Genomic DNA, 20,399 nt, shown 5'->3' with positions numbered 1-20,399 from the left:
TCGCTGACTGGGATTAAGTTACACACACCCCAACACAAACACAAACCCGCAGGTAACTGCGGGTAAATGCTTAGTCGTTAACACGCTCAACACGAGCGCCAAGCCTATTGAGGTTCTCAACAAACTCCGGGTAGCCGCGGTCGATGTGGTGCACATCGTGAACTGTGGTGACGCCGTCTGCCACAAGACCAGCCAAAACTAGACCGGCACCTGCACGGATGTCCGAAGACCACACGTCGGTTGATGACAGGCTTTCCACGCCTCGGATCATTACGTGATGGCCGTCGACGTTGGCGTCGGCACCAAGGCGCATCATTTCGTCGACAAAGCGGAAGCGTGCTTCGAAGACATTCTCAGTAATGACGGAAACGCCGTCTGCCACTGCAGACAGGGCGATCGCCATCGGCTGGAGGTCAGTTGGGAAGCCCGGGAACGGCAGCGTCTGATAGTCGACGGCTTTCGGGCGTTGACGCATTTGCACGCGGAAGCCGTTGTCGTAGGTCTCCACCTCGGCACCCGAGAGCTTCAACTTCGCCAATGCGAGGTGCAGGTGACCAGGCGCGACGCCGGTAACGGTGACATCACCCTGCGTCATGGCCGCGGCATATGCCCACGTGCCAGCGACGATGCGATCGCCGATCACCGTCCGTTCAGTGGGGTGTAGTTTCTCCACACCGTCGACGGTGATACAGGATGTGCCGGCGCCAGTGATATTCGCGCCCATTGCGTTGAGCATGTCGCAAAGATCGACGATCTCGGGTTCACGGGCGGCGTTATCCAGGGTCGTACGACCTTCCGCAAGCACTGCTGCCGTGACAATGTTTTCGGTAGCGCCGACCGACGGGAAGTCGAGCTCGATTGCGGCGCCGCGGAGCTTCTCAGCACGTGCAACAACCGCGCCGTGTTCGATATGGGTCGTCGCACCGAGCTTTTCCAACCCTGATTGATGCATGTCCAGAGGGCGCGAACCGATGGCGTCGCCCCCTGGGAGCGCAACGTACGCCTCAGTACACCTTGCGACGAGAGGCCCCAGCACCGCCACAGAAGCGCGGAACTGTCGGACCGCGTCAAAGTCGGCATGTGGGGACAGTTCAGCGGGTGTTGTGATGCGTACGACATCGCCTTCAATCTCCACTTCACAACCAAGGCCGACGAGGACGTCGCCCATGAGCGGGACGTCGAGAATCTCAGGGCAGTTGCGAAGTGTCGTCGTGCCCTCGGTCAGCAGCGCTGCTGCCATAAGTTTGAGGACACTGTTTTTCGCACCCCCGACGTGCACTAGGCCTTCGAGTCGCGTTCCACCTGTGACCAAAAAACGTTCTTTCACGTCCACAACAGTACCGAACTCTGCGGGGCGCTCCAGAACGTCAAGGGTTAGGGAAGCGCGCCAATACGGCGTGCCGCGTTCACCGCTTCATAGCGGGTGTGAGCACCAAGCTTGCGCATCACGCTTCGCAGGTAGGACTTCACCGTCTCAGCACCGATCCCCATCTCTTCGGCCGCTTCAACGTTGGTGTGACCCAGCGCCACACAGGACAGCACGTCAAGCTCGCGGGCGGAGAGCTTCGTGGTCTGCTTCACGCGCACTGGGGAAACCAGCTGCTCGCAAAGCTGCTCAAGTTCCTTGCGCAGGTCTTCGTCGTCGACACGGTTGGTCAACATGCGCAGCTTCGAGTGGGTGGAGCGCACCTGCTCCCATTCGGCACCGCTCATCTGACGGCCGCCCTTGGCGCCTGCACGGTCGCCAGCCCCGTCGCCTGAGCGCAGGGCTGCATTGACTGCCAGTTCTTGCTCGAGGCAACGCGCAGTCATCGTGACTTCCTCAATGACCTTTTCGCCGAGGCGAACCGGCGAGTGAACACCGACGTAGAGGACGCCACGTACCTCACGGTTAACAATGACGGGCACAGCCACGATCGAGTGCAGTCCTTCGTCCTGGATCTGCTTGTCGTACTCGTGGGAAATCGTGTTTGCACGTGTGTAGTCGGAAACACCCGCGGCGCGGCGAGTGTTCACCACACGACCACCGACACCGGTGCCGGCATCGAGGGTGAGGTTCTGCAGCGCAGGGGTTCGCAGTCCGATCCACTGGGTGATCTGCAGTCGATTTTCCGCAATGAGGGTTCCGTACATGGCAACGGGGATGCCCGTTGTGGTTTTCAAAGCGGTGAGTGCCGCACGGATCGCATCGTCGTCGTCTTTGATGCGCTGCGCGTCCATCGTCATACCTGTTTGCCTTCCACGAACCGGGGTCACCCGTTTGGGCTCACCCGGAGTTGAACTTGGCCGAAAATCTTCACCATCATAACGCGCGAACGGGGGTAGCAATATTTAGCCCCGCCGATATGGAGCCACAGGAAAGTCGAGCCCAATCGGGCAAGTCGCAATTTCAAACCCTCCCCCGTACCTATCGGTTCAGTAGATCTATACCGTCCTGTCTAGCGTGGCGTGTATGCTGTCTGGCAGCAACTCCAACAATCAACGTGTTTAAAGGAGCATCATGGCGAAGATTGCAAAGAACGTCCTCGACCTCATCGGCGGCACCCCGCTCGTGGAGCTGCAGGGCATCATCGAGAACTCGAAGGCTCGAGTTCTTGCGAAGCTCGAGTTTTACAACCCTGCGAACTCGGTCAAGGACCGCATCGGCAAGGCAATCGTCGAGGCTGCCGAGGCCTCCGGCGAGCTCAAGCCTGGCGGCACCATCGTCGAGGCAACCTCCGGCAACACCGGTATCGCACTCGCTCTCGCGGGTGCAGCGAAGGGCTACAAGGTCATCCTGACCATGCCGGAGACGATGTCCACCGAGCGTCGCGTGCTGCTGCGCGCGTACGGTGCGGAGATCGTGCTTACCCCGGGTGCCGCTGGCATGAAGGGTGCTGTGGAGAAGGCGAACGAGCTCGTCGAGAAGAACGAGGGCGCTATCCTGGCCCGTCAGTTTGAGAACGAAGCAAACCCGAAGATCCACTACGCCACCACCGGTCCGGAGATCTGGAACGACACTGACGGCGAGGTTGACTTCATCGTCGCTGGCGTTGGTACCGGTGGCACGATTTCGGGCGCTGGCAAGTACCTCAAGGAGCAGAAGGCTGATGTGAAGGCCGTCGCGGTTGAGCCGGCTGCTTCCCCGCTGCTGTCCAAGGGCGAGGCTGGCCCGCACAAGATCCAGGGCCTCGGCGCAAACTTTGTACCGGGCACGCTGGACCGCACGGTTGTCGACGAGATCATCGCTGTCAGCAACGAGGATGCCGTGTCTACTTCTCGCGAACTGGCTGTCAAGGATGCGATCCTCGGCGGCATCTCTGCCGGCGCGAACGTGAAGGCCGCTCTCGAGCTGGCTGCTCGTGAAGAGAACGCGGGCAAGACCATCGTTGTGATCATCCCGGACTTCGGCGAGCGCTATGTCTCCACGATCCTCTACGAGGACATTCGCGACTAATCTGCTTATCGACGACTCCCCTCCCCGCCACCGCACCATCGCTGGCAGGGAGGGGAATTTTTATTGTCGGCCCAAATGAACAGGTTGATACACTGCACGCCATGCTTTCTATGGCCAAATCTGTGGTGTCGACCATCCGCGAAGATCTAGCCAACGCCCGCGATCATGATCCTGCGGCGCGAGGCGATGTTGAGAACGCTGTTGTCTATTCCGGGTTGCATGCCATTTGGATGCACCGTGTCTGCCACGTCATGTGGAAGCGCGGCTGGAAGGGCGCGGCACGTATTTTGGCGCAGGCCAATCGTTTCCTTACCGGTATTGAGATTCACCCGGGCGCGACGATTGGGCGCAAGTTTTTCATCGATCACGGTATGGGGATCGTGATTGGGGAGACCGCGGAGATCGGTGACAACGTCATGCTCTACCACGGCGTGACGTTGGGTGGTCAGGTGCTTACGCAAACGAAGCGTCACCCGACGGTGTGCGACAACGTCACTATTGGCGCTGGCGCGAAGGTGCTCGGCCCCGTGGTTATCGGTGAGGGTTCCGCTGTCGGCGCGAATGCGGTTGTGACGAAGGATGTGCCGCCCCATTCGATTGCCGTGGGGATTCCGGCGAAGATTCGCCCCCGGAAGACGGATGAGCGGGCGCGTTTGGTGGACCCGGACTGCTACGTCAACAAGGGCGACTACATCATTTAGTCTTCGGCCGCGACGAGGTCGGCGTATTCGGGGTTGCTTTCGATGTAGCGCTCAACCGCCGGGCAGGTGGGGGTAACCAGCATGCCGTCGGCGCGGGCGTCGTCGAGCGCGTATTTCATCAGAGGCTTGGACAGGCCTTGTCCGCGGAACTTCGGATCCACCACGGTGTGTGGCAGGTCCCGGACACCGTCTTGGTCAGTGTAGGTGGCGTAGCCCGCGACCTCGTCGCCGACGAGGATTTCGTACTGGCCTTCTGCCTCGTTCTTGCGCACAGTGCTTTCAGGTGTTGCAGACATGGGCCCGACTATAGCGCGAAACGCCCCTTCCGCATTATTGCGAAAGAGGCGTTTCTGATGTGGCCAGAGCCAGGATCGAACTGGCGACCCCACACTTTTCAGGCGTGTGCTCTACCAACTGAGCTATCTGGCCAGAACCTTACGGTTCTGCGACCCTGACGGGACTTGAACCCGCGACCTCCGCCGTGACAGGGCGGCGCGCTAACCAACTGCGCCACAGGGCCAATATGTTGTTATTTCGCACTCACTTCAGTGTGTTCACACTGTCGCTTGCACGAGTTGATACATTACACAGACCTCACCATGGCAGACAAATCGCCTGCTCAATCACTATTTCAGGGCGTTGCTTTGCGACGATTGCGTGCACGGCATCGTCGCAAAGCAAAACGCCCCGAGGAAAACCTCGGGGCGTTATGGCGACCCTGACGGGACTTGAACCCGCGACCTCCGCCGTGACAGGGCGGCGCGCTAACCAACTGCGCCACAGGGCCGTACCCCCAACGGGATTCGAACCCGTGTTGCCGCCGTGAAAGGGCGGAGTCCTAGGCCTCTAGACGATGGGGGCGCTGAAAAGACAGCCCGCTCATCATAAGCTAGGTACGCCATTTCCTCCAAATAGCCTGCTAGCCCGGCAAAATGAGCAGACTGAATGCCATCACAATCATGCCGACAATCATCCCGTAAATCGCGGTGTGGTGTTTGCCGGTTTGGATTGCTGTGGGCAGCAGTTTGTCCAGGCTGACGAAGACCATGATGCCGGCGATTGCAGCGAAAGTGATACCGAGCGACTGTGGCCCCAGGAACGGCTGGAGAAGCAAATACCCCACGATGGCACCCAACGGCTCCGCTAGGCCCGACAGCGTGGCCCACCAGGCGGCTTTGCGGCGGGATCCGGTGGCCTCCCGCATAGGGACCGCGACCGCGATGCCTTCCGGGATGTTGTGGATCGCAATCGCCACCGCGAGAGGGATAGCAAGGGCCGGATCCGCGAGCGCTACGGCAAACGTGGCAAACCCTTCCGGGAAGTTGTGGATGGCGATGGCAACGGCACTGAGGACGCCCACGTTGCGTAACTGTGCTTTACTGACCCCACTTTCCGAGGGTTCTTCGTGGGGGTTGATCTCTTCGGGCACGAGGCGGTCGATAAGCGCGATCAGCCCGATTCCCGCGAAGAAGGCGACGGTACCCCAGAGTTCCGCACGGGGGCTGCCTGCTTCAGCGAGCCCCTCGATTCCTTGAGGCAGCAGCTCGACAAACGAGATGTAGACCATCACACCGGCCGAGAACCCAAGCGCCCCAGCGAGAAAACCCGCGCCTGGAGCACGTTTCAGGGCGACGATCAGCCCGCCGAAGCCAGTGGATAGCCCGGCCAACAACGAGATCCCCAAGGCGATGCCGACGGCCGTGGGCGTGGCGGTACTGATATCCATACGCGCAGGTTAGCTGGTTCCACCTTGTGGCACTCGCAAACCCATCAACCCGGCACAGAAGGGTTAAGCGACAAAATGTGTGTCCGGAATCGTTGATTTTCATGCTCTGAACTCCGCGTTTGCGGAAAATATATGCTCCAAAAGCATATATTGGCCCTCTCTTGCGAAAATCCCCGGTGTGGCTGCCATGGTGTGCTACGGAGCGGTGGTTCGGTTGCCCAATGCCAAAGAACCGACCACGCTGCCATTGTGGCGGCGATATGAAACGAAACGGCACCACCAGCAACGGGACGACCCGGTGGCGGTGCAAAATCTGCGGTGCTTCACTGACCAAGCAGCGCAGCGATATCACCAACGCAGCCCTATTTCGTGCGTTCATCCAGCACCTGACCACCGGGACCAGTCTTGCGGCGATCGCCGGCAACATGAGCTGCTCGACACGTACGCTGCAGCGCAAATTCGATGCCTTTTGGCTGGTTGACGTGCCTGACCCGACCATCGGCCATACAGGCAGGGTCTACGACCAGATCTTCATCGACAGCCACCTACACCGCAGGTGGCTGTCTGATCGTGGCGGCAACGCTCGACCACGTCATCGCCTGGCACTGGTGCAAACAAGAAACCACGCACGACTACAAATGCCTGCTCGAGCGCATCGAAGCACCGTTGATCGCTGTGATCGACGGTGGCCGAGGAGCCACAAGCGCAATTAAAACGTGCTGGCCAAACACCAAAATCCAACGCTGCCTCGTGCACGCCCAACGCAGAGTACGCCGCTACACCACCTCACGACCACGCACTGATGCTGGCCGCACCATCTACCGACTCGCGCTGAAACTCACCCGCATCACCACCCTGGACGAGGCTGCGCAATGGGGTGCACAACTGCAAGAGTTTCACACGCTCTACAAGGATTGGCTCAACGAAAAGACACAGGTCAAAGACCCGAAAACAGGCAAAGACACACTCGTGTGGACCCATGTCAACGTGCGCAAGGCCTACAACAGCCTCAACCACCTGTGGCGCAATGACCTGCTGTTTGTCTACCTCAAGCCCCCGAAAGGTGTGCTTAAGCCGCATCGGATCAAATCCACCACCAACAGTCTTGAAGGCGGCATCAACGCCCAGCTGAAGCTCCTTGCGAGAACTCATCGCGGCAGACGCGGTGAGCACCAACGCAAAATGCTGGATTGGTGGCTGTATCTGAAAACGGAACTGCCTGGCGATCCAATAGAAATCGCCAGACAGTCCAACTGGGGCCAGAACCAACTCGCCAAAGTTACAACCCTGACCCGAAACGAGAACCAAGCCGACTATGAAACAGGACGACCAGCCCTCTACGACAACGGTATCGATACCGAGTACACACACTCAATCGGCATCCAAAAAGGCCACATCTAACCCCCGCGACACGCCGATAGCAGACACACATTTTGTCGCTTAACCCGCACAGAAGGGGGCCCAAGAACGCGAAAAGCCCCGGCGTTAGCCGGGGCTCACGGTGGGCCCTGTGGGGATCGAACCCACGACCTGCGGATTAAAAGTCCGTAGCTCTACCAACTGAGCTAAAGGCCCGCGGGGGCTAAGTGTAGCCCCCATGTGCGCGCGTGCGGTAATCGCCCTGCACGCGCGCCGGAAGGAGGTTTTAGTTCTCCTTCAGCATGGTGCCAGTCTCCTGGATGCGGGTGTGGAAGTCGAAGGCGTGGCGCAGGTCGTGCGGGGTTGCCTGGTACTTGCACTTCGCGGCGAGCTCGACGTACTCCTCCAGCAGCGGACGGTACTGCGGGTGGGCGATGGAGATCATCTTTGCCACACGATCACGCGGGGCGAGGCCACGCAGGTCGGCGACACCGTACTCGGTGATGAAGACCATGGCGTCGTGCTCGGTGTGGTCGACGTGGGAAACCATCGGCACGATTGCGGAGATGGCGCCATCCTTGGCCACGGACGGGGAGATGAACGAGGAAATGTAGGCGTTGCGGGTGAAGTCGCCAGAGCCGCCCAGGGCGTTCATCAGACGGGAGCCGTTGATGTGGGTGGAGTTGGCGTTGCCGTAGATGTCCGCCTCGATCATGCCGTTGGAGGCGATCAGGCCGGTGCGGCGGATGACCTCCGGGTGGTTGGAGATGGACTGCGGGCGCAGGATGATGGACTCGCGGTAGCGGGATGCCTCGTTGTTCATCTTCTCTGCGTACTCGGGCGACAGGGAGAAGGAGGTTGCGGAGGCGACGGTCATCTTGCCGGCGTCAATCAGGTCGACCATGCCGTCCTGGATGACCTCGGTGTAGGCCTGGATGTTCTCAAACTTGGAGTCCATCAGGCCTGCCATCACGGCGTTCGGGACGTTGCCCACACCGGACTGCATGACGTAGCCGTCGTAGGTGAGGCGGCCGGCCTTGACTTCGTTCTCCAGGAAGTCGAGGAAGTTGCCTGCGATCTGCTCGGAGACCTCGTCCGGCGCCTTGAACGGTGCATTGCGGTCAGCGTCGTTGGTCTCGATGACTGCGACGACCTTCTCCGGGTCGATCTCGATGTAGGTCTTGCCGATGCGGTCGCCGGCCTTGGTGATCGGGATCGGGATACGGTTCGGCAGCGGCGGCACGAGCCAGATGTCGTGCATGCCCTCGAGCTCCTCGGACTGCCAGGAGTTGACCTCGATGATGATCTTCTTGGCTGCGTTGAGGAACTCCACGGAGTTACCAACAGAGGAAGACGGGACGATGTTGCCCTCTTCGGTGATGCGCACTGCCTCGACGATGGCGAGGTCAACGTCACCGAAGAAGCCCTGCTCGACCATCATGCCGGAGTGGGACAGGTGAATGTCCTGGAACTTCATCTCGCCAGCGTTGATCTTGTTACGCATGGTCGGGTCAGACTGGTACGGCATGCGGTAACGCAGCGCGCCTGCCTCAGCGAGAACGCCGTCGCACTCCGGTGCCGTGGAGGCGCCGGTGTACAAGTCGATGGAGAAGTCCTGCCCCTTCGCATGGGCGGCCTTTGCCTTTTCTGCGATTGCGGCCGGCATGGCCTTCGGGTAGCCAGCACCGGTGAAGCCGGAAGTACCAACCTTGTCGCCGTGGTTGACAAACTGGACGGCCTCTTCGGCGGTCATGACCTTGTCACGCAACTTGGCGGAAGCAATACGATCGCTCATGTGATCTCTCTCAATCCTGTTAAATCCGTTCAGGTAACACCCCCACCATATTGTGACCCATCACTCATTGCCATGAGGGTGTGTGGTCTCGTCGCAAAGCAAATGCTTATCGACGCCCAAATCACCCCCGAACGGGCGTAGCAACCACGATTGGACGGGGCGACAACGGGCGTGAACAATAGGCAGAACTATGACTACCGCAGCCCCCGCCTTAACTATCGGCGGCATTGATCTGAACTCCCCCGTCATCCTCGCGCCGATGGCCGGGGTGACCAACATGCCGTTTCGTGTGCTGTGCCGGGAGATCGAGGAGGAACTCACCGGGACATCCTCGGGGCTGTACGTCTGCGAAATGATCACGGCGCGCGCAATGGTGGCACGCAACGAGAAGACGATGCACATGACCACCTTCGCGGATGTGGAGACTCCACGGTCGATGCAGCTGTACACGGTGGACCCCAAGTTCACGTATGAAGCCGTGCGGATGATCGTCGAGGAAGATATCGCCGATCACGTGGATATGAACTTCGGCTGCCCAGTGCCGAAGGTCACGCGCAAGGGCGGAGGCTGTGCGATCCCATACAAGCGGCGTCTGTACGGCAACATCGTCAGCGCCGCGGTGCGCGCTGCGGAAGGCTCCGGCATTCCAATTACGGTGAAGTTCCGCATCGGCATTGACGCAGACCACCACACGCACCTGGATGCCGGACGCATTGCTGCCGAATCGGGTGCCGCCGCCGTTGCCTTGCACGCCCGCACTGGTGCGGAGCGTTACTCGGGCGCGGCGCACTGGGACGAAATCGGCCGCCTTGTGGAGCACATGGACGGTACCGGCGTGCCGGTGATCGGCAACGGCGACATCTTCGCCGCCGACGATGCGGCGAAAATGATGGAGCAAACCGGCTGCCACGGCGTGGAGGTCGGCCGCGGCTGCCTTGGGCGCCCGTGGCTGTTCGCGCAACTGGGCGCGCAGTTGCGCGGCGAGGAGATCCCGCCGGAGCCGACCCTGGGCAAGGTAGCCAGCATCATCTACCGCCACGCAGAGCTGTTGGCAGAGCACGACGGTGAGCACCACGCGTGCCGCGACATCCGCAAGCACACCGGCTGGTACATGCGTGGTTTCCCGGTAGGCGGGGAATTCCGCAAGTCGCTTGCCCAAGTGACGTCTCTTGCGGAGTTGAAGGAGCGCCTCGCCCCCATCGCGGATTCTGAAGCAATGGCCGAGCATGCGGATGACGCGCGCGGCCGCCAGGGTTCTGCCGGCAAGATTGCCCTGCCGGAGGGGTGGCTGGATGATCCGGAGGACGACACCGTGCCGGAAGGTGCAGAAATTGAGAATAACGGTGGTTAACTGCGAGCGCGTAGCATGAAGCGCATGCTGAGAGCCGCCTACCGAGAGACTCTGGAGGCCTTTAACCAGGACCTCATGACCATGTGCGACACGGTGCGCACCATCATGGGGCACGCGTCGAAGGGCCTTCTTGAGCAGTCACTCGATGACGCCGAAACGGCCCTGACCCTGATCGACGAACTCAAAGAAATCGGCGAACGGTGTGAGGAGCGAAGCATGCGCTTGCTCGCGCTGCAGAACCCTGTGGCGACTGACCTGCGTCAGGTGCTGGCTGCGATCCACCTAGTGGAATATTTCGAACGCATGGGTTCGCTCGCCCGCAACATTGCTGTCCTGGTGCGCCAGCGCCACCCCGCGTCGGTGTATCCGCCGCCGCTGCACGGCTACGTCGAGGAAATGACCCGGTTGGTGGCTGCGATGGGTGCCACCACCCGAGCATTGTTGGATGATCCGGATCCGGATGTGGCAGTTGAGCTGCACACTATCGACGAGGGCGTCGACGACATGCGCGCGTTCTTAAGCACGTTGGTCTCCGACCGGGAGTGGGAATACTCCACTCGTGAGGCCGTAGACCTGTCGATGATTTCGCGCTACTACGAGCGCTACGCAGACCGCTGCGTAGATATTGCCGGCCAGATGGTGTTTCTGGTCACCGGCCTGAGGCCTGAGGCGTACTTGCGCCAGCGGGACGAACCTGATTACGAGAATCTGGAGAAGTTCGCCACCATCGAGCGCAAGTTCCGCAAGCCTTAGCCGAAGCGGCCGGAGATGTAGTCTTCGGTTTCCTTCTGCTCTGGGTTTTCGAAGATGGTGGTGGTGTCGTTGAACTCCACCAGGTGGCCCGGGCGGCCGGTGGCCTCGAGCGAGAAGAACGCGGTCTTGTCGGACACGCGGGCTGCCTGCTGCATGTTGTGGGTCACGATGACAATCGTGTACTGATCCTTCAGTTCGTGGATCAGGTCCTCCACTGCAAGGGTGGAAATCGGGTCGAGGGCGGAGCACGGCTCGTCCATAAGCAGCACCTCTGGGCGCACGGCGATCGCACGGGCGATGCACAGGCGCTGCTGCTGGCCACCGGAAAGGCCGCCGCCCGGCTTGTCCAGGCGGTCCTTTACCTCGTCCCACAGGTTCGCACCGCGAAGGGACTGCTCAGCTACTTCCTTGAGCTTCTTCTTGTCCTTCTCCCCCGCCAGGCGCAGGCCCGCGACGACGTTGTCCTCGATGGACATTGTTGGGAAGGGGTTTGCCTTCTGGAACACCATGCCGATGGTGTTGCGCACGGCGACCGGGTCGACGTTCTTGCCGTAGATGTCGTGGCCATCGAGAAGAATCTCACCCTTGACGGAGGCGCCGGGGATGACTTCGTGCATGCGGTTGATCGTGCGCAGCACGGTGGACTTACCGCAGCCGGACGGGCCGATGAATGCGGTGACCGACTTGGCGGGGATTTCCATGTTGACGTTCTGCACGGCGTGGAAGTCGCCGTAGTAGATGTTGACGTCGTTGAGTTCGAGCTTGGTGGACATCTGTGAGTTCTCCTGACGGGGACGCGGGCGGGATGGTTACTTCTTGACCGAGAAGCGCTTTGCGATGAAGCGTGCGAGCAGATTCAACGTGACAACGAGGATGACAAGCGTCAGTGCTGCGCCCCAGAGTCGGTCGTTGGCTGGGCCGGTGGCGCCGGACTTCCACATGTCCAGCATGAACAGCGGCAGCGAGGACTGTGGTTTGTCAAACATGTCAAACCAGTTAATTGCCGGGGTGGAGCCGACGAGGATGAGTACCGGCGCGGATTCGCCCATCACGCGGGCGATTGCCAGCATGATGCCGGTGACAATGCCGGACAGTGCGGTCGGCAGCACGATGCGCACGATGGTCTTCCACTTCGGCACACCAAGTGCGTAGGAGGCTTCGCGCAGGTCCATCGGCACCACGCGCAGCATCTCTTCGGTGTTACGCACAACGACCGGCACCATGAGCAGGATCAGTGCGAGCGAAACGGCGAAGCCGGAGCGCTGCTGGCCCAGGATGGTGATCCACAGGGCGTAGACGAACAGTGCTGCAACAATCGAGGGCACGCCGGAGAGAATGTCCACCATAAAGGTGGTAAGCCGGCCCAAACGGTTGCCGTTGGAGTATTCAACCAGGTAGATCGCGGTGAACACGCCGATCGGGATGGAGAACAGCGACGCAATCAGGGTCTGCATGAGCGTACCGATGATCGCGTGCAGCGCACCGCCGCCCTCTTTGGAGGCGCGGACGCCGACCATGTCGGAGGTCCACCACGCCGGGTCCACGATGGCGTGCCAGCCACGCGAGACCACGGTGAATAGCAGCCACAACAGCGGGATAAGTGCGAGGAACATGCAGAACCACATGAGTCCACCCATGATGGAGTTTGTGGTTTTGCGGCCTGCGGCAATGTCGATGAATGGGTTTTCGGGGCGGGCTGTCTCAGCCGGTTTGGATACTGCAGTAGACATGTTTCGCTCCGCTCCTTATTTCTTGTTGACGATCGCGCGCGCGATCGAGTTGACGACGAAGGTCAGCAGGAACAGCACCAGGCCTGCTGCGATGTAGGCGCCGGCGGACACCGGGTTGTTGAACTCGGCAGCGGCGTTGGCGATGGCGGTTGCGAAGGTGGTGCCGCCGTCGAAAAGCGAACCGCGGAAATCGTTCGCCGGTGCGACCGCCATGTAAAGCGCCATGGTCTCGCCCAGTGCGCGGCCGAGGCCGAGCATCGAGCCTGCGATGAAGCCGGACAGACCGAACGGGATGACGGTCATACGGATGACCTCCCAGCGCGTCGCACCCAGTGCGAGCGCAGACTCGATCTGTCCCGGAGGGGTCTGGACGAAGATCTCGCGGGCAGTTGCCGCGATGATCGGCAGGATCATGATGGCAAGCACGATGCCACCGGTCATGACGTTGCGGGCTGTGGAGAACGGCGGGGAGTTTTGGTAGGTGGCGAACAGGAAGAAGTCGCCGCCCCAGCTGTTGACCCACTCGTAGAACTTGCCCAGCTTCGGGCCGAGCACCTGTGCGCCCCACAGGCCGTACACGATCGACGGCACGGCGGCGAGCATGTCCACCAGGGTGCCCAGCGGGCGCACGAGGCGCTGCGGGCAGTAGTTGGACAAGAACAGTGCAACACCGAGGGCGACCGGCATCGCGATGATCAGCGCGATGATGGAGATGGTCACCGTGGAGAAGAACAGGTTCGGAATACCGAACTGCATCGCGTCCAGGTCTGCGGTCTGCCACGGGCCACCGTAGGTGAAGAAGCCGAGCACGCCGCCGTCGTTACGCATCAGCGGTGGCAGCGCCTGCGCGAGCAGGAAGATACCAATGGCAGCAACGAGGACGGTGATCAGCGTTGCAGATGCTGTGGAGAAGATTTCGAAGAACCGGTCTCCGGGGCGCTTCACGCGTCCGGAGGTCCGTGCGGTGCGTTCCGCTACCGCAACGTCATTGTCAGCCATGTGCTCGGATCCTTGGGAAAGATGGAGGGAAACGGGGTGGACTACAGCAATTGACCCCCGATGTCATTGAGCTCAGTCGGGGGTCGTCGGCCGGTTGGCCTTACTGGATGGCGTTGATCGCCTCGCGCAGACGCTCAGCGTGTGCGCCGGTGACCGGGATGAAGCCCTCAGCCTCGAGCTCTGCATCCTGGTGGTCGAGGGCGATGTTGAGGAAGTCCTTGACCATCTTGGAGGTTGCCTCGTCGTAGCCCGCGGAGCAGACGATCTCGTAGGTGGTCAGCACCAGCGGGTAAGCGCCGGCGGTGTCGGTGGCGAACAGGGCGTCGGCGTCGACGACCATGTTGTGACCCTCAGTCTTAAAGGTCAGGTTGTCCAGGGTCTTCGCCACGGACTCGTTGGTCAGCTCGACCGGGCCGTTGCCGAAGTCGATGTTGGCCTTCTTGTCAGCGAAGCCAGCCTCGACGTAGGTGATGGAACCGTCGGTAGCGGAGACTTCCTGTGCCACACCGGAGGAGCCGTTGGCGCCGGTGCCCACTGCGTTCGGGAACGCCTTGCCGGAGGACTCCCACTTGCCGTCGGATGCGGCTGCGAGGAACTTCTGGAAGTTGTCGGAGGTGCCGGACTCGTCGGAGCGGTAGAAGACGTTGATCGGGGTGTCCGGCAGTTCAACGCCCGGGTTAGCCTCTGCGATCTTCGGGTCGTTCCAGGTCTTGATGACGCCCTGGAAGATCTCGACGATGTTGTCCACGGTGAGGTTGAGCTCGTCGACACCCTCGAGGTTGTAGGCGATAGCAACCGGGCCGATGACGAACGGCAGGTGCCATGCCTCGTTGCCGCCACAGCGCTGTGCAGCAGCCTCAACCTGGTCGTCCTTCAGCGGCGAGTCAGAACCTGCGAAGACAGCCTGGTTGGCGATGAAGTTCTTCTGGCCAGCGCCCGAGCCGGAAGGGGTGTAGGCGATGGAAGCGCCCGGAACCTCTGCGGAGTAGACGGAGGCGAAGTAGTCGATGGCGTTCTGCTGGGAGGATGCGCCCTCAGCGAGGATGTCACCCTGCTGGCCGTAGAGCTCGTAGTCGCCCTTTTCGGCCGTTGCGGTGGATTCCGCTTCGGTACCTGCTGCACCTTCGGTGTCGTTGGAGCCGCCGCAAGCGACGAGGGTGGCGGAGGAGGCTGCTACGACGCCGATGACTGCGGCGGTGCGCTTGAAGTTACGAATCACGGGGAACCTTTCAGGTATTTAACTGTTCGGTCCGGAACACCAGGCAGATGTCCGATCACTTACGACACAAAACCTAGACAGCACCGGTTAATCCCTGGTTGCTGATTGGGTGAACTGTTGGTGAACTCGTAAAATCCTGGCTAACACCGCAGGTCAGTCGCTATTTTTTGGAGGTCGGTTTGTAAACCACGTGGCGCTCGCGAGTATCGAAGCCGAGCTGGCGGTATCGCTTTACCGCCGGCTCGTTGTCGCCTTCGACATAGAGGATGACCTGCGAGGATCCGCACTCCGCGAGGTAGTTCAGCCCGGCCTGAATCAGCGGTCCCCCCATTCCCTCCCCCCGGTGCTTCGAGGAGAGGCCGACGACATAGATTTCGCCGGTGCCATCTGGGTGTCGTTTGGTCCAGTGGAAGCCCGCAATCTCATCGCCGGCGACGAGGAACCACACGCCGTCGGCGTCGAACCAGTCGGTGTCCATCGCCCGGTGCAGCTGCGCGATGTCCCAGCCGCCTTGTTCGGGGTGCCAGGAGAACGCGTCGTTGTTGACCTCGAGCCATTGCTTATCGACGACCTCACGCCCCCACCGCGACACCAACTCCGGGTACTGGACGAGCTCGTAGCCCTCGCGCACTTCCGCCTTCACGTCAGCATCCAGCGCAGTCCCCATGACCAGCAGTTCTCGCACTGGCTCCATCCCGAGGTCGCGTGCCAGCGCCTGCGCTGCGGGCAGGTCACCATGGGCCCAGAATCCAGCGTCGGCGTTGCGCTCCAGCACGGCCTGAACCAGGGCACAGCCGTAGCCGTGGCGGCGGCGTTCAGGATGGACGGCCAGTTCGGTGGAGCCGTCTTCAGCGATGCCGGCAACCGCAACGGTCTTATCGCCGGTTTTGGCGATGAGGTGGGTGTGGTTGAGGGTGTCGTCGAAAAGCCCGCGCTCGAACGCCTCGGAGAACGCGGCGACGCCGTCCTCGGATTGGGCGGCATCCAGAATGGGGCGGACGAGGGTTTCCGGCAGGGTGGCGCTTACGATGTCGACAGTCATGTCTTAGAGGGTACGTCGGAGGGCGGAAACGATGCGGGCACGTGTGAAAGCGGCGGTCGCCGTAGCGGCGGCGCTGGCTGTGCTGGCTGGCGCTGACACGGTCGTAGCCGCGAACGTGGAACGCACCGTCGCCCAGCCCGGCTTCCAGGCGTCCGTGGGTGGTTTCCCGTACACGGCGTCGCTGCTCACCGGCAACGTCGCACGTGTGAGTGTGGAACACCTCGATGCCGCCGTCGATGGGCCAGGCGTAGCGACGACCGGCGTAGACGTGTTCGACCTCGCCCTCGACAACCCACGCGAAGCGCTTTCGGGCGAGTTCGAATCGGGCACCGCACGCCTTGTGCGCCGCCGGGTGCGCCTCGACGGCGTCGGGTTCGGAACCCTCCTCGGCATCACAGACCTGGACATCGCGAACCCATACGACATCTCCCCCGCAGGCGGCGCCGCAAGCGAGGCCCGGCTCACCGGCACGGTTCCCGGTACAGAAGACCCGGTGACGGTCGTGGTTACGCTGCGTCTGATCGACGGCATCTTCCAGATGCGCCCCAGCAAACTTATCGACGACACCTCCCCCGAAACCCAGGCCGCGTTCACTCTCGACCTAGACACCCGCACCCTGCCGTTGGACGGGCCAGCGGACCGAGTGCAGTTGCGCGGCGGTTCGATTGAGTTCTCGCGCGACCGCATCAACACCGCATTTGACCCGGCGGACCTCAACCCCATGGGACAAGCAGCTACCCTTGGACACCATGAGTGAAGAAAAGAACGTAGAAAACACCGCGAACACGCCGAAACCGGCCACCTTAAGCGGCAACGACGCCGTCAACCTTGCGTCCGAGCAGTCCAAGTCGACCGCGCACCGCAATATCCCGACGTTCGACTTTGAGGATTTCCCGCTCGAGGACGACACCGCAAACCTGCGCTTCGGCCCGAGCCTGCACGACGGCCTGCTCGCACTCCTGCCGCTGGTTGGCGTGTGGACCGGCTCCGGCCAGGCCAACGACAACGGCGATGAGTACGCCTTCGGCCAGCGCCTTGTTGTCTCCCACGACGGTGAGAATTACCTCCGCTTCGAGTCGCGCATGTGGCGTCTCGACGAGGACGGCAACGCCACCGGCGCCGACCAGCGCGAGGTCGGCTTCTGGCGCATCTCTCTCAAGGACGAAATCGAGGTGACCCTGACCAACTCCCGCGGTTTGGTTGAGATCATGTACGGCGCGCCTGTCAACGAGCGTGCATGGCAGCTCACCAGCGCCTCCACCATCGCAACGGAGACCGGCCCTGAGTCTCACGGTCCGGGCAAGCGCCTCTACGGCCTGATGCCGAACAACAACCTCGGCTGGGTTGACGAGCGCGCCGTCAACGGCGAGATGGTGCCGTACATGTCCGCAGAGTTGAAGCGCATCGCGGGCTAGGGCCGGTTAGCTCAGCGCCGCGGAAATCAGCTCCTTGATCTCGGCTTCATTGTCGGGAGCGGGGAGCTTTTTGCCGTCCAGGCGCTTGACCCGGGTGGCGATGCGCGTGGAGCTCACCAGCCACACCGACTCCGCCTTGAACAGTTCGTTGAGGTAGATGTCCTTCGCCTTGCACTTCCACCCCTGCTCGGCGGCGTATTCAAACAGGGCGGCTTGGGTGGTGCCGGCCAGCACGCCCGGCCCCGGTGCCGGTGTGCGCAACCGCCCGCCCTTCTTCACCATGACCACCGACGAGGTCACCCCCTCGAGCACGCGTCCGGTGTCGGGATCGATGTAGATGACATCGTCCGCGCCTCCGGCTTTCGCCCAACGCAGCGCCGCCATCGACGCCGCATAGTTGAGCGTTTTCGCACCTTCGCGCATCCACGGCGCATCGCCCGTGACGGTGTAGCCGCGCGGGGTAGTGAGTACGGACACGCCGCGTTCGCGTTGTGCCAGGGTGTCGTCGTCAAGCGGGCGTATGGTCAGCCAAGCAGTTGCAACGCCGGTGGTTTCACGGCCGCGTGAGAGCGTCCATACGCACTTCGCTTCCACGCCTTCGGTGCCGCCGCGCTCACGGCAATAATCGGCGACCGCCTCCTCGGTGGCGCGCTCCCAGTGGGCGGCGCCCGGCTCCGGCAGATCCATCAGTTCCGCCGACCGGGCGAAGCGCTCGAGATGCTTCTCCAGGTTGAGCGGTTTGCCATCTCGAATGAGGATGCTTTCAAAGATCCCATCGCCGCGCGTGACCACCGCATCGTCCCAGAACACGTGGGGCATGTTGGTGTTTTGGCGGCGTACGGACCCGCCGTACGGTTCGACGAGGTAGATCACGGGCGCAGGCGCGAGCGGTGCAATAGACATAATGCCCCCTATGATAGGCGCCCATGGGTTACGCATCGGTTCTTTTGGCCAAGCCGGGTGCTGCGGAGCTTCCGGGCGATTCGCTTCTCGACGCCACCGGCGTCGCCTGGCACTACGGCGATCCGTTGGGGGAACAACGCAAGGCCACCAGAGATACCGTCGCCGTCGACCGCTCCAACCGCGCCGTCATTGCGGTGTCCGGCCCTGATGCGCCGGGGTTCCTCAACAACCTGCTATCGCAAAAGCTTGACGACGCCACCTCCGGGTTCACCGCCTCCGCCCTCGACCTCAACGCACAGGGGCGCATCCTGCACCACGCCGATATCGCCGTAACCGATGGCGTGTTTTACCTGGACACCCCCTCCTACCAGGCAGAAAGCCTGCTGACCTATCTACAGCGCATGGTGTTTTGGTCCGAGGTGACCGTGGAGCAAACCGACCTTGCTGTGGTCACGCTGCTCGGCCCCTCCCCTGCGCGGGTTGAGGGCGCCGTGTTCACCCGCGTAATTGATGGCTGGGGTGGGGTATGCCGCACTGACGTCGCTATCCCCCGCGAGCAACTCAACGCGATCGCCGAACAGTTTCCACTGGCCGGTCTGATGGCGTTTACCGCCCTGCGCGTCGCCGCCGGCGAACCGGAGCAGCGCGCCGACCTCGACGAGCGCTCCATCCCCCACGAAGCCCCCTACCTCATCAATCGTGGCAACCACATCGGCGCCGTCCACCTGGAGAAGGGCTGCTACCGCGGCCAGGAAACCGTTGCCCGAGTGGAAAACCTCGGCCGATCCCCGCGCCTGCTGGTCAAACTCCAGCTCGATGGCTCCGCCCCTGAAGAACCAGTGCCCGGTTCGGAGATCACCGCCGGCGGGCGCAACGTGGGCCGGCTTGGCACCGTCGTGCACGATGCCGACGAAGGTCCGGTGGCTCTCGCCCTAGTGAAGCGTTCCGCGTTGGAGGTTCCCCTGGAAATCCAGGGCGCTGCAGCCTCCGTCGACCCCTCCTCGTTGCCACAAGATGAGGGTGAACGTGCGGGCCGCAAAGCTGTTGATCAGCTTCGTCGTGGCGGCATGACGCCAAAATAACCGCAGGTGGGACACCTAAGGGGCATTTTTAAGATACTCAAGCTATAGTGTCCTACAGGAAAATAACGAAGAATCATAAGAGGCCGCCCACACATGGGCCGCCCAGAACCACCTCAAGGGGGTCACGCCATGGGCCGCGGACGCGCAAAAGCCAAGCAGACCAAGGTTGCTCGCCAGCTGAAGTACAACACTCCTGAAATGGATCTCGCCTCGCTCCAACGCGAGCTTGCAGGGAAGACCCCGGGCCGCAGGTGGGATGACGACGACTCCGAGGTGGACGACCAGTACGCCGACTACGCCAACTGGGATGAGGACGACGACCGCTAGTCCACCCTTCACGTAAAAGTGCACCCCGCCCGCTCGGGGTGCTTTTTGCGTTGCCTGGGGCCTTCTGCGCTTCTGCCCGACGGTCCTGGCCTGCTGTTTTTCCCTGGTCGTCTAGCTCGGTGGTTGTGGAACCAGACGATGAGCTCCGTATTGACCATGGTGTTCGTTATCACCTGGGGGTTTGTGAAGGCGGTTTCGAGACCGTCTAGCTGTATGTGCGGGGGTGCTAGACGATCAGGGGCAGCAACGAAAAGAGTGTGCCCTCATTGGGGCACACTCTTTGTAGTTTGGGTGTTTGGTTAGAGCATCATGTTGGCGAAGCCGATGCCGATTCCGACGATGGCCAGCAGTGCGACGATCGGGGCGATGATAGCGACGATGTTGACGTCTGCTCCTGCAGGCTTGTTGTTGTCTGCCTGCTTGTTGGCGTTGTCCACCTTGGCCGGTGCTTCCTGCTCAGCGTTTGCCTTGTTGTCCTCAGCGTCATCCTGGTCTTGTACCTTCTCTTCGGCCTTGTCGTTAGCCTTGTCGTTAGCCTTGGCCGGGGCTTCTGCTTCTGCT

Annotated in this window: 20 protein-coding genes, 5 tRNA genes and 1 pseudogene; 9 read left to right on the top strand and 17 right to left on the bottom strand. The window is 61.6% G+C overall.

What is annotated here, in order from left to right:
- Positions 1–70: 70 nt before the first annotated feature.
- Both murA and ramA read right to left on the bottom strand, forming a co-directional pair.
- Positions 71–1,327 carry a UDP-N-acetylglucosamine 1-carboxyvinyltransferase gene (gene murA, locus HMPREF3145_RS09775; protein ID WP_070423050.1) on the bottom strand — a complete coding sequence of 419 codons (1,257 nt, stop codon included), beginning with the start codon at positions 1,325–1,327 and terminating at the stop codon, positions 71–73.
- Between the two features lie 47 nt (positions 1,328–1,374).
- Complete coding sequence (ramA, locus tag HMPREF3145_RS09770; RefSeq protein WP_070423049.1) at positions 1,375–2,220, bottom strand: acetate metabolism transcriptional regulator RamA; 846 nt, start codon at positions 2,218–2,220, stop codon at positions 1,375–1,377.
- A 280-nt stretch (positions 2,221–2,500) separates the two neighbouring features.
- On the opposite strand from ramA, the gene cysK reads away from it, so the two are divergent.
- Positions 2,501–3,436, top strand: coding sequence for a cysteine synthase A (gene cysK, locus HMPREF3145_RS09765; protein WP_070423047.1), 936 nt, complete (start codon positions 2,501–2,503; stop codon positions 3,434–3,436).
- 110 nt (positions 3,437–3,546) lie between these two features.
- Entirely contained in the window at positions 3,547–4,137 is a 591-nt protein-coding gene (epsC, locus tag HMPREF3145_RS09760) for a serine O-acetyltransferase EpsC (protein WP_070423046.1), read from the top strand.
- Here the strand turns inward: epsC and HMPREF3145_RS09755 are convergent.
- The 6 genes from HMPREF3145_RS09755 to zupT form a co-directional block, all read right to left on the bottom strand.
- Complete coding sequence (locus HMPREF3145_RS09755) at positions 4,134–4,433, bottom strand: GNAT family N-acetyltransferase (RefSeq protein ID WP_070423045.1); 300 nt, start codon at positions 4,431–4,433, stop codon at positions 4,134–4,136. The two genes, epsC and HMPREF3145_RS09755, sit on opposite strands and share 4 nt — an antisense overlap.
- A 60-nt stretch (positions 4,434–4,493) precedes the next feature.
- Positions 4,494–4,566, bottom strand: a tRNA-Phe gene (locus tag HMPREF3145_RS09750).
- Positions 4,567–4,583: 17 nt separating this feature from the next.
- A tRNA-Asp gene (locus HMPREF3145_RS09745) sits at positions 4,584–4,657 on the bottom strand.
- Between the two features lie 190 nt (positions 4,658–4,847).
- A tRNA-Asp gene (locus tag HMPREF3145_RS09740) sits at positions 4,848–4,924 on the bottom strand.
- Position 4,925: 1 nt separating this feature from the next.
- Positions 4,926–4,998 (bottom strand) — tRNA-Glu (locus HMPREF3145_RS09735).
- A gap of 58 nt (positions 4,999–5,056) precedes the next feature.
- Positions 5,057–5,863, bottom strand: coding sequence for a zinc transporter ZupT (gene zupT, locus HMPREF3145_RS09730; RefSeq protein WP_070423044.1), 807 nt, complete (start codon positions 5,861–5,863; stop codon positions 5,057–5,059).
- 221 nt (positions 5,864–6,084) lie between these two features.
- Here zupT and HMPREF3145_RS09725 point away from each other — a divergent pair.
- Positions 6,085–7,264, top strand: a pseudogene (locus HMPREF3145_RS09725) (IS256-like element ISCre1 family transposase).
- Between the two features lie 101 nt (positions 7,265–7,365).
- Here HMPREF3145_RS09725 and HMPREF3145_RS09720 read toward each other — a convergent pair.
- Positions 7,366–7,438, bottom strand: a tRNA-Lys gene (locus HMPREF3145_RS09720).
- Between the two features lie 70 nt (positions 7,439–7,508).
- On the bottom strand, positions 7,509–9,017 hold the full coding sequence (locus HMPREF3145_RS09715; RefSeq protein ID WP_070423043.1) for an acetyl-CoA hydrolase/transferase family protein: 1,509 nt from the start codon (positions 9,015–9,017) through the stop codon (positions 7,509–7,511).
- 190 nt (positions 9,018–9,207) lie between these two features.
- Between HMPREF3145_RS09715 and dusB the strand changes: the two genes are divergently transcribed.
- Positions 9,208–10,368, top strand: a complete 1,161-nt coding sequence (gene dusB / locus HMPREF3145_RS09710; RefSeq protein WP_070423042.1) for a tRNA dihydrouridine synthase DusB — start codon at positions 9,208–9,210, stop codon at positions 10,366–10,368.
- A gap of 27 nt (positions 10,369–10,395) precedes the next feature.
- Positions 10,396–11,121 carry a phosphate signaling complex PhoU family protein gene (locus HMPREF3145_RS09705; RefSeq protein WP_070423048.1) on the top strand — a complete coding sequence of 242 codons (726 nt, stop codon included), beginning with the start codon at positions 10,396–10,398 and terminating at the stop codon, positions 11,119–11,121.
- Here HMPREF3145_RS09705 and pstB read toward each other — a convergent pair.
- From pstB to mshD, 5 genes are all read right to left on the bottom strand, one after another.
- Positions 11,118–11,894 carry a phosphate ABC transporter ATP-binding protein PstB gene (pstB, locus tag HMPREF3145_RS09700; protein ID WP_070423041.1) on the bottom strand — a complete coding sequence of 259 codons (777 nt, stop codon included), beginning with the start codon at positions 11,892–11,894 and terminating at the stop codon, positions 11,118–11,120. The two genes, HMPREF3145_RS09705 and pstB, sit on opposite strands and share 4 nt — an antisense overlap.
- A 36-nt stretch (positions 11,895–11,930) precedes the next feature.
- Positions 11,931–12,851, bottom strand: coding sequence for a phosphate ABC transporter permease PstA (gene pstA / locus HMPREF3145_RS09695; protein WP_070423040.1), 921 nt, complete (start codon positions 12,849–12,851; stop codon positions 11,931–11,933).
- Positions 12,852–12,866: 15 nt separating this feature from the next.
- Positions 12,867–13,850: a phosphate ABC transporter permease subunit PstC gene (gene pstC / locus HMPREF3145_RS09690; protein ID WP_083279510.1), complete on the bottom strand. Its 984-nt coding sequence runs from the start codon at positions 13,848–13,850 to the stop codon at positions 12,867–12,869.
- A gap of 100 nt (positions 13,851–13,950) precedes the next feature.
- Entirely contained in the window at positions 13,951–15,069 is a 1,119-nt protein-coding gene (gene pstS, locus HMPREF3145_RS09685) for a phosphate ABC transporter substrate-binding protein PstS (protein ID WP_070423038.1), read from the bottom strand.
- Positions 15,070–15,229: 160 nt separating this feature from the next.
- Entirely contained in the window at positions 15,230–16,111 is an 882-nt protein-coding gene (gene mshD, locus HMPREF3145_RS09680; RefSeq protein WP_070423037.1) for a mycothiol synthase, read from the bottom strand.
- Positions 16,112–16,142: 31 nt separating this feature from the next.
- On the opposite strand from mshD, the gene HMPREF3145_RS09675 reads away from it, so the two are divergent.
- Positions 16,143–16,868 (top strand): LmeA family phospholipid-binding protein, encoded by a 726-nt coding sequence (locus HMPREF3145_RS09675; RefSeq protein WP_070423036.1) that lies wholly within the window; start codon positions 16,143–16,145, stop codon positions 16,866–16,868.
- Positions 16,861–17,526: a heme-binding beta-barrel domain-containing protein gene (locus HMPREF3145_RS09670; RefSeq protein ID WP_070423035.1), complete on the top strand. Its 666-nt coding sequence runs from the start codon at positions 16,861–16,863 to the stop codon at positions 17,524–17,526. The genes HMPREF3145_RS09675 and HMPREF3145_RS09670 overlap by 8 nt, the downstream gene beginning before the upstream one ends.
- Before the next feature lie 6 nt (positions 17,527–17,532).
- Here HMPREF3145_RS09670 and HMPREF3145_RS09665 read toward each other — a convergent pair whose 3' ends face one another.
- The gene (locus HMPREF3145_RS09665) at positions 17,533–18,429 is read right to left on the bottom strand and encodes an aminodeoxychorismate lyase (protein WP_070423034.1); all 897 of its coding nucleotides are present in this window, start codon (positions 18,427–18,429) and stop codon (positions 17,533–17,535) included.
- A gap of 23 nt (positions 18,430–18,452) precedes the next feature.
- Here HMPREF3145_RS09665 and HMPREF3145_RS09660 point away from each other — a divergent pair, with 23 nt between their 5' ends.
- Both HMPREF3145_RS09660 and HMPREF3145_RS09655 read left to right on the top strand, forming a co-directional pair.
- Positions 18,453–19,511: a CAF17-like 4Fe-4S cluster assembly/insertion protein YgfZ gene (locus HMPREF3145_RS09660; RefSeq protein WP_070423033.1), complete on the top strand. Its 1,059-nt coding sequence runs from the start codon at positions 18,453–18,455 to the stop codon at positions 19,509–19,511.
- A gap of 129 nt (positions 19,512–19,640) precedes the next feature.
- The gene (locus tag HMPREF3145_RS09655; protein WP_070423032.1) at positions 19,641–19,838 is read left to right on the top strand and encodes a DUF3073 domain-containing protein; all 198 of its coding nucleotides are present in this window, start codon (positions 19,641–19,643) and stop codon (positions 19,836–19,838) included.
- A 299-nt stretch (positions 19,839–20,137) separates the two neighbouring features.
- On the opposite strand, the gene HMPREF3145_RS11885 is transcribed toward HMPREF3145_RS09655, so the two are convergent.
- Positions 20,138–20,399, bottom strand: a 262-nt coding sequence (locus tag HMPREF3145_RS11885) for a hypothetical protein (RefSeq protein WP_371325709.1), incomplete at its 5' end; no start/stop codon positions are given.

It is taken from the genome of Corynebacterium sp. HMSC05C01 (assembly GCF_001807155.1).
GTDB lineage: Bacteria > Actinomycetota > Actinomycetes > Mycobacteriales > Mycobacteriaceae > Corynebacterium > Corynebacterium coyleae.
The sequence above is the reverse complement of the archived record's forward strand: the minus strand, read 5'-3'. Positions and strand labels throughout refer to the sequence as shown.

What these genes read in the sequence shown, in the direction of transcription:
- epsC (WP_070423046.1), top strand. Translation starts at nt 3,547, where the DNA reads ATGGCCAAATCTGTGGTGTCGACCATCCGCGAAGATCTAGCCAACGCC.
- HMPREF3145_RS09655 (WP_070423032.1), top strand. Translation starts at nt 19,641, where the DNA reads ATGGGCCGCGGACGCGCAAAAGCCAAGCAGACCAAGGTTGCTCGCCAG.
- zupT (WP_070423044.1), bottom strand. Translation starts at nt 5,863, where the DNA reads ATGGATATCAGTACCGCCACGCCCACGGCCGTCGGCATCGCCTTGGGG.
- cysK (WP_070423047.1), top strand. Translation starts at nt 2,501, where the DNA reads ATGGCGAAGATTGCAAAGAACGTCCTCGACCTCATCGGCGGCACCCCG.
- HMPREF3145_RS09755 (WP_070423045.1), bottom strand. Translation starts at nt 4,433, where the DNA reads ATGTCTGCAACACCTGAAAGCACTGTGCGCAAGAACGAGGCAGAAGGC.
- HMPREF3145_RS09660 (WP_070423033.1), top strand. Translation starts at nt 18,453, where the DNA reads ATGGGTTACGCATCGGTTCTTTTGGCCAAGCCGGGTGCTGCGGAGCTT.
- mshD (WP_070423037.1), bottom strand. Translation starts at nt 16,111, where the DNA reads ATGACTGTCGACATCGTAAGCGCCACCCTGCCGGAAACCCTCGTCCGC.
- HMPREF3145_RS09670 (WP_070423035.1), top strand. Translation starts at nt 16,861, where the DNA reads ATGAGTGAAGAAAAGAACGTAGAAAACACCGCGAACACGCCGAAACCG.
- pstB (WP_070423041.1), bottom strand. Translation starts at nt 11,894, where the DNA reads ATGTCCACCAAGCTCGAACTCAACGACGTCAACATCTACTACGGCGAC.
- HMPREF3145_RS09665 (WP_070423034.1), bottom strand. Translation starts at nt 18,429, where the DNA reads ATGTCTATTGCACCGCTCGCGCCTGCGCCCGTGATCTACCTCGTCGAA.
- HMPREF3145_RS09675 (WP_070423036.1), top strand. Translation starts at nt 16,143, where the DNA reads ATGCGGGCACGTGTGAAAGCGGCGGTCGCCGTAGCGGCGGCGCTGGCT.
- pstC (WP_083279510.1), bottom strand. Translation starts at nt 13,850, where the DNA reads ATGGCTGACAATGACGTTGCGGTAGCGGAACGCACCGCACGGACCTCC.
- HMPREF3145_RS09715 (WP_070423043.1), bottom strand. Translation starts at nt 9,017, where the DNA reads ATGAGCGATCGTATTGCTTCCGCCAAGTTGCGTGACAAGGTCATGACC.
- ramA (WP_070423049.1), bottom strand. Translation starts at nt 2,220, where the DNA reads ATGGACGCGCAGCGCATCAAAGACGACGACGATGCGATCCGTGCGGCA.
- pstA (WP_070423040.1), bottom strand. Translation starts at nt 12,851, where the DNA reads ATGTCTACTGCAGTATCCAAACCGGCTGAGACAGCCCGCCCCGAAAAC.
- dusB (WP_070423042.1), top strand. Translation starts at nt 9,208, where the DNA reads ATGACTACCGCAGCCCCCGCCTTAACTATCGGCGGCATTGATCTGAAC.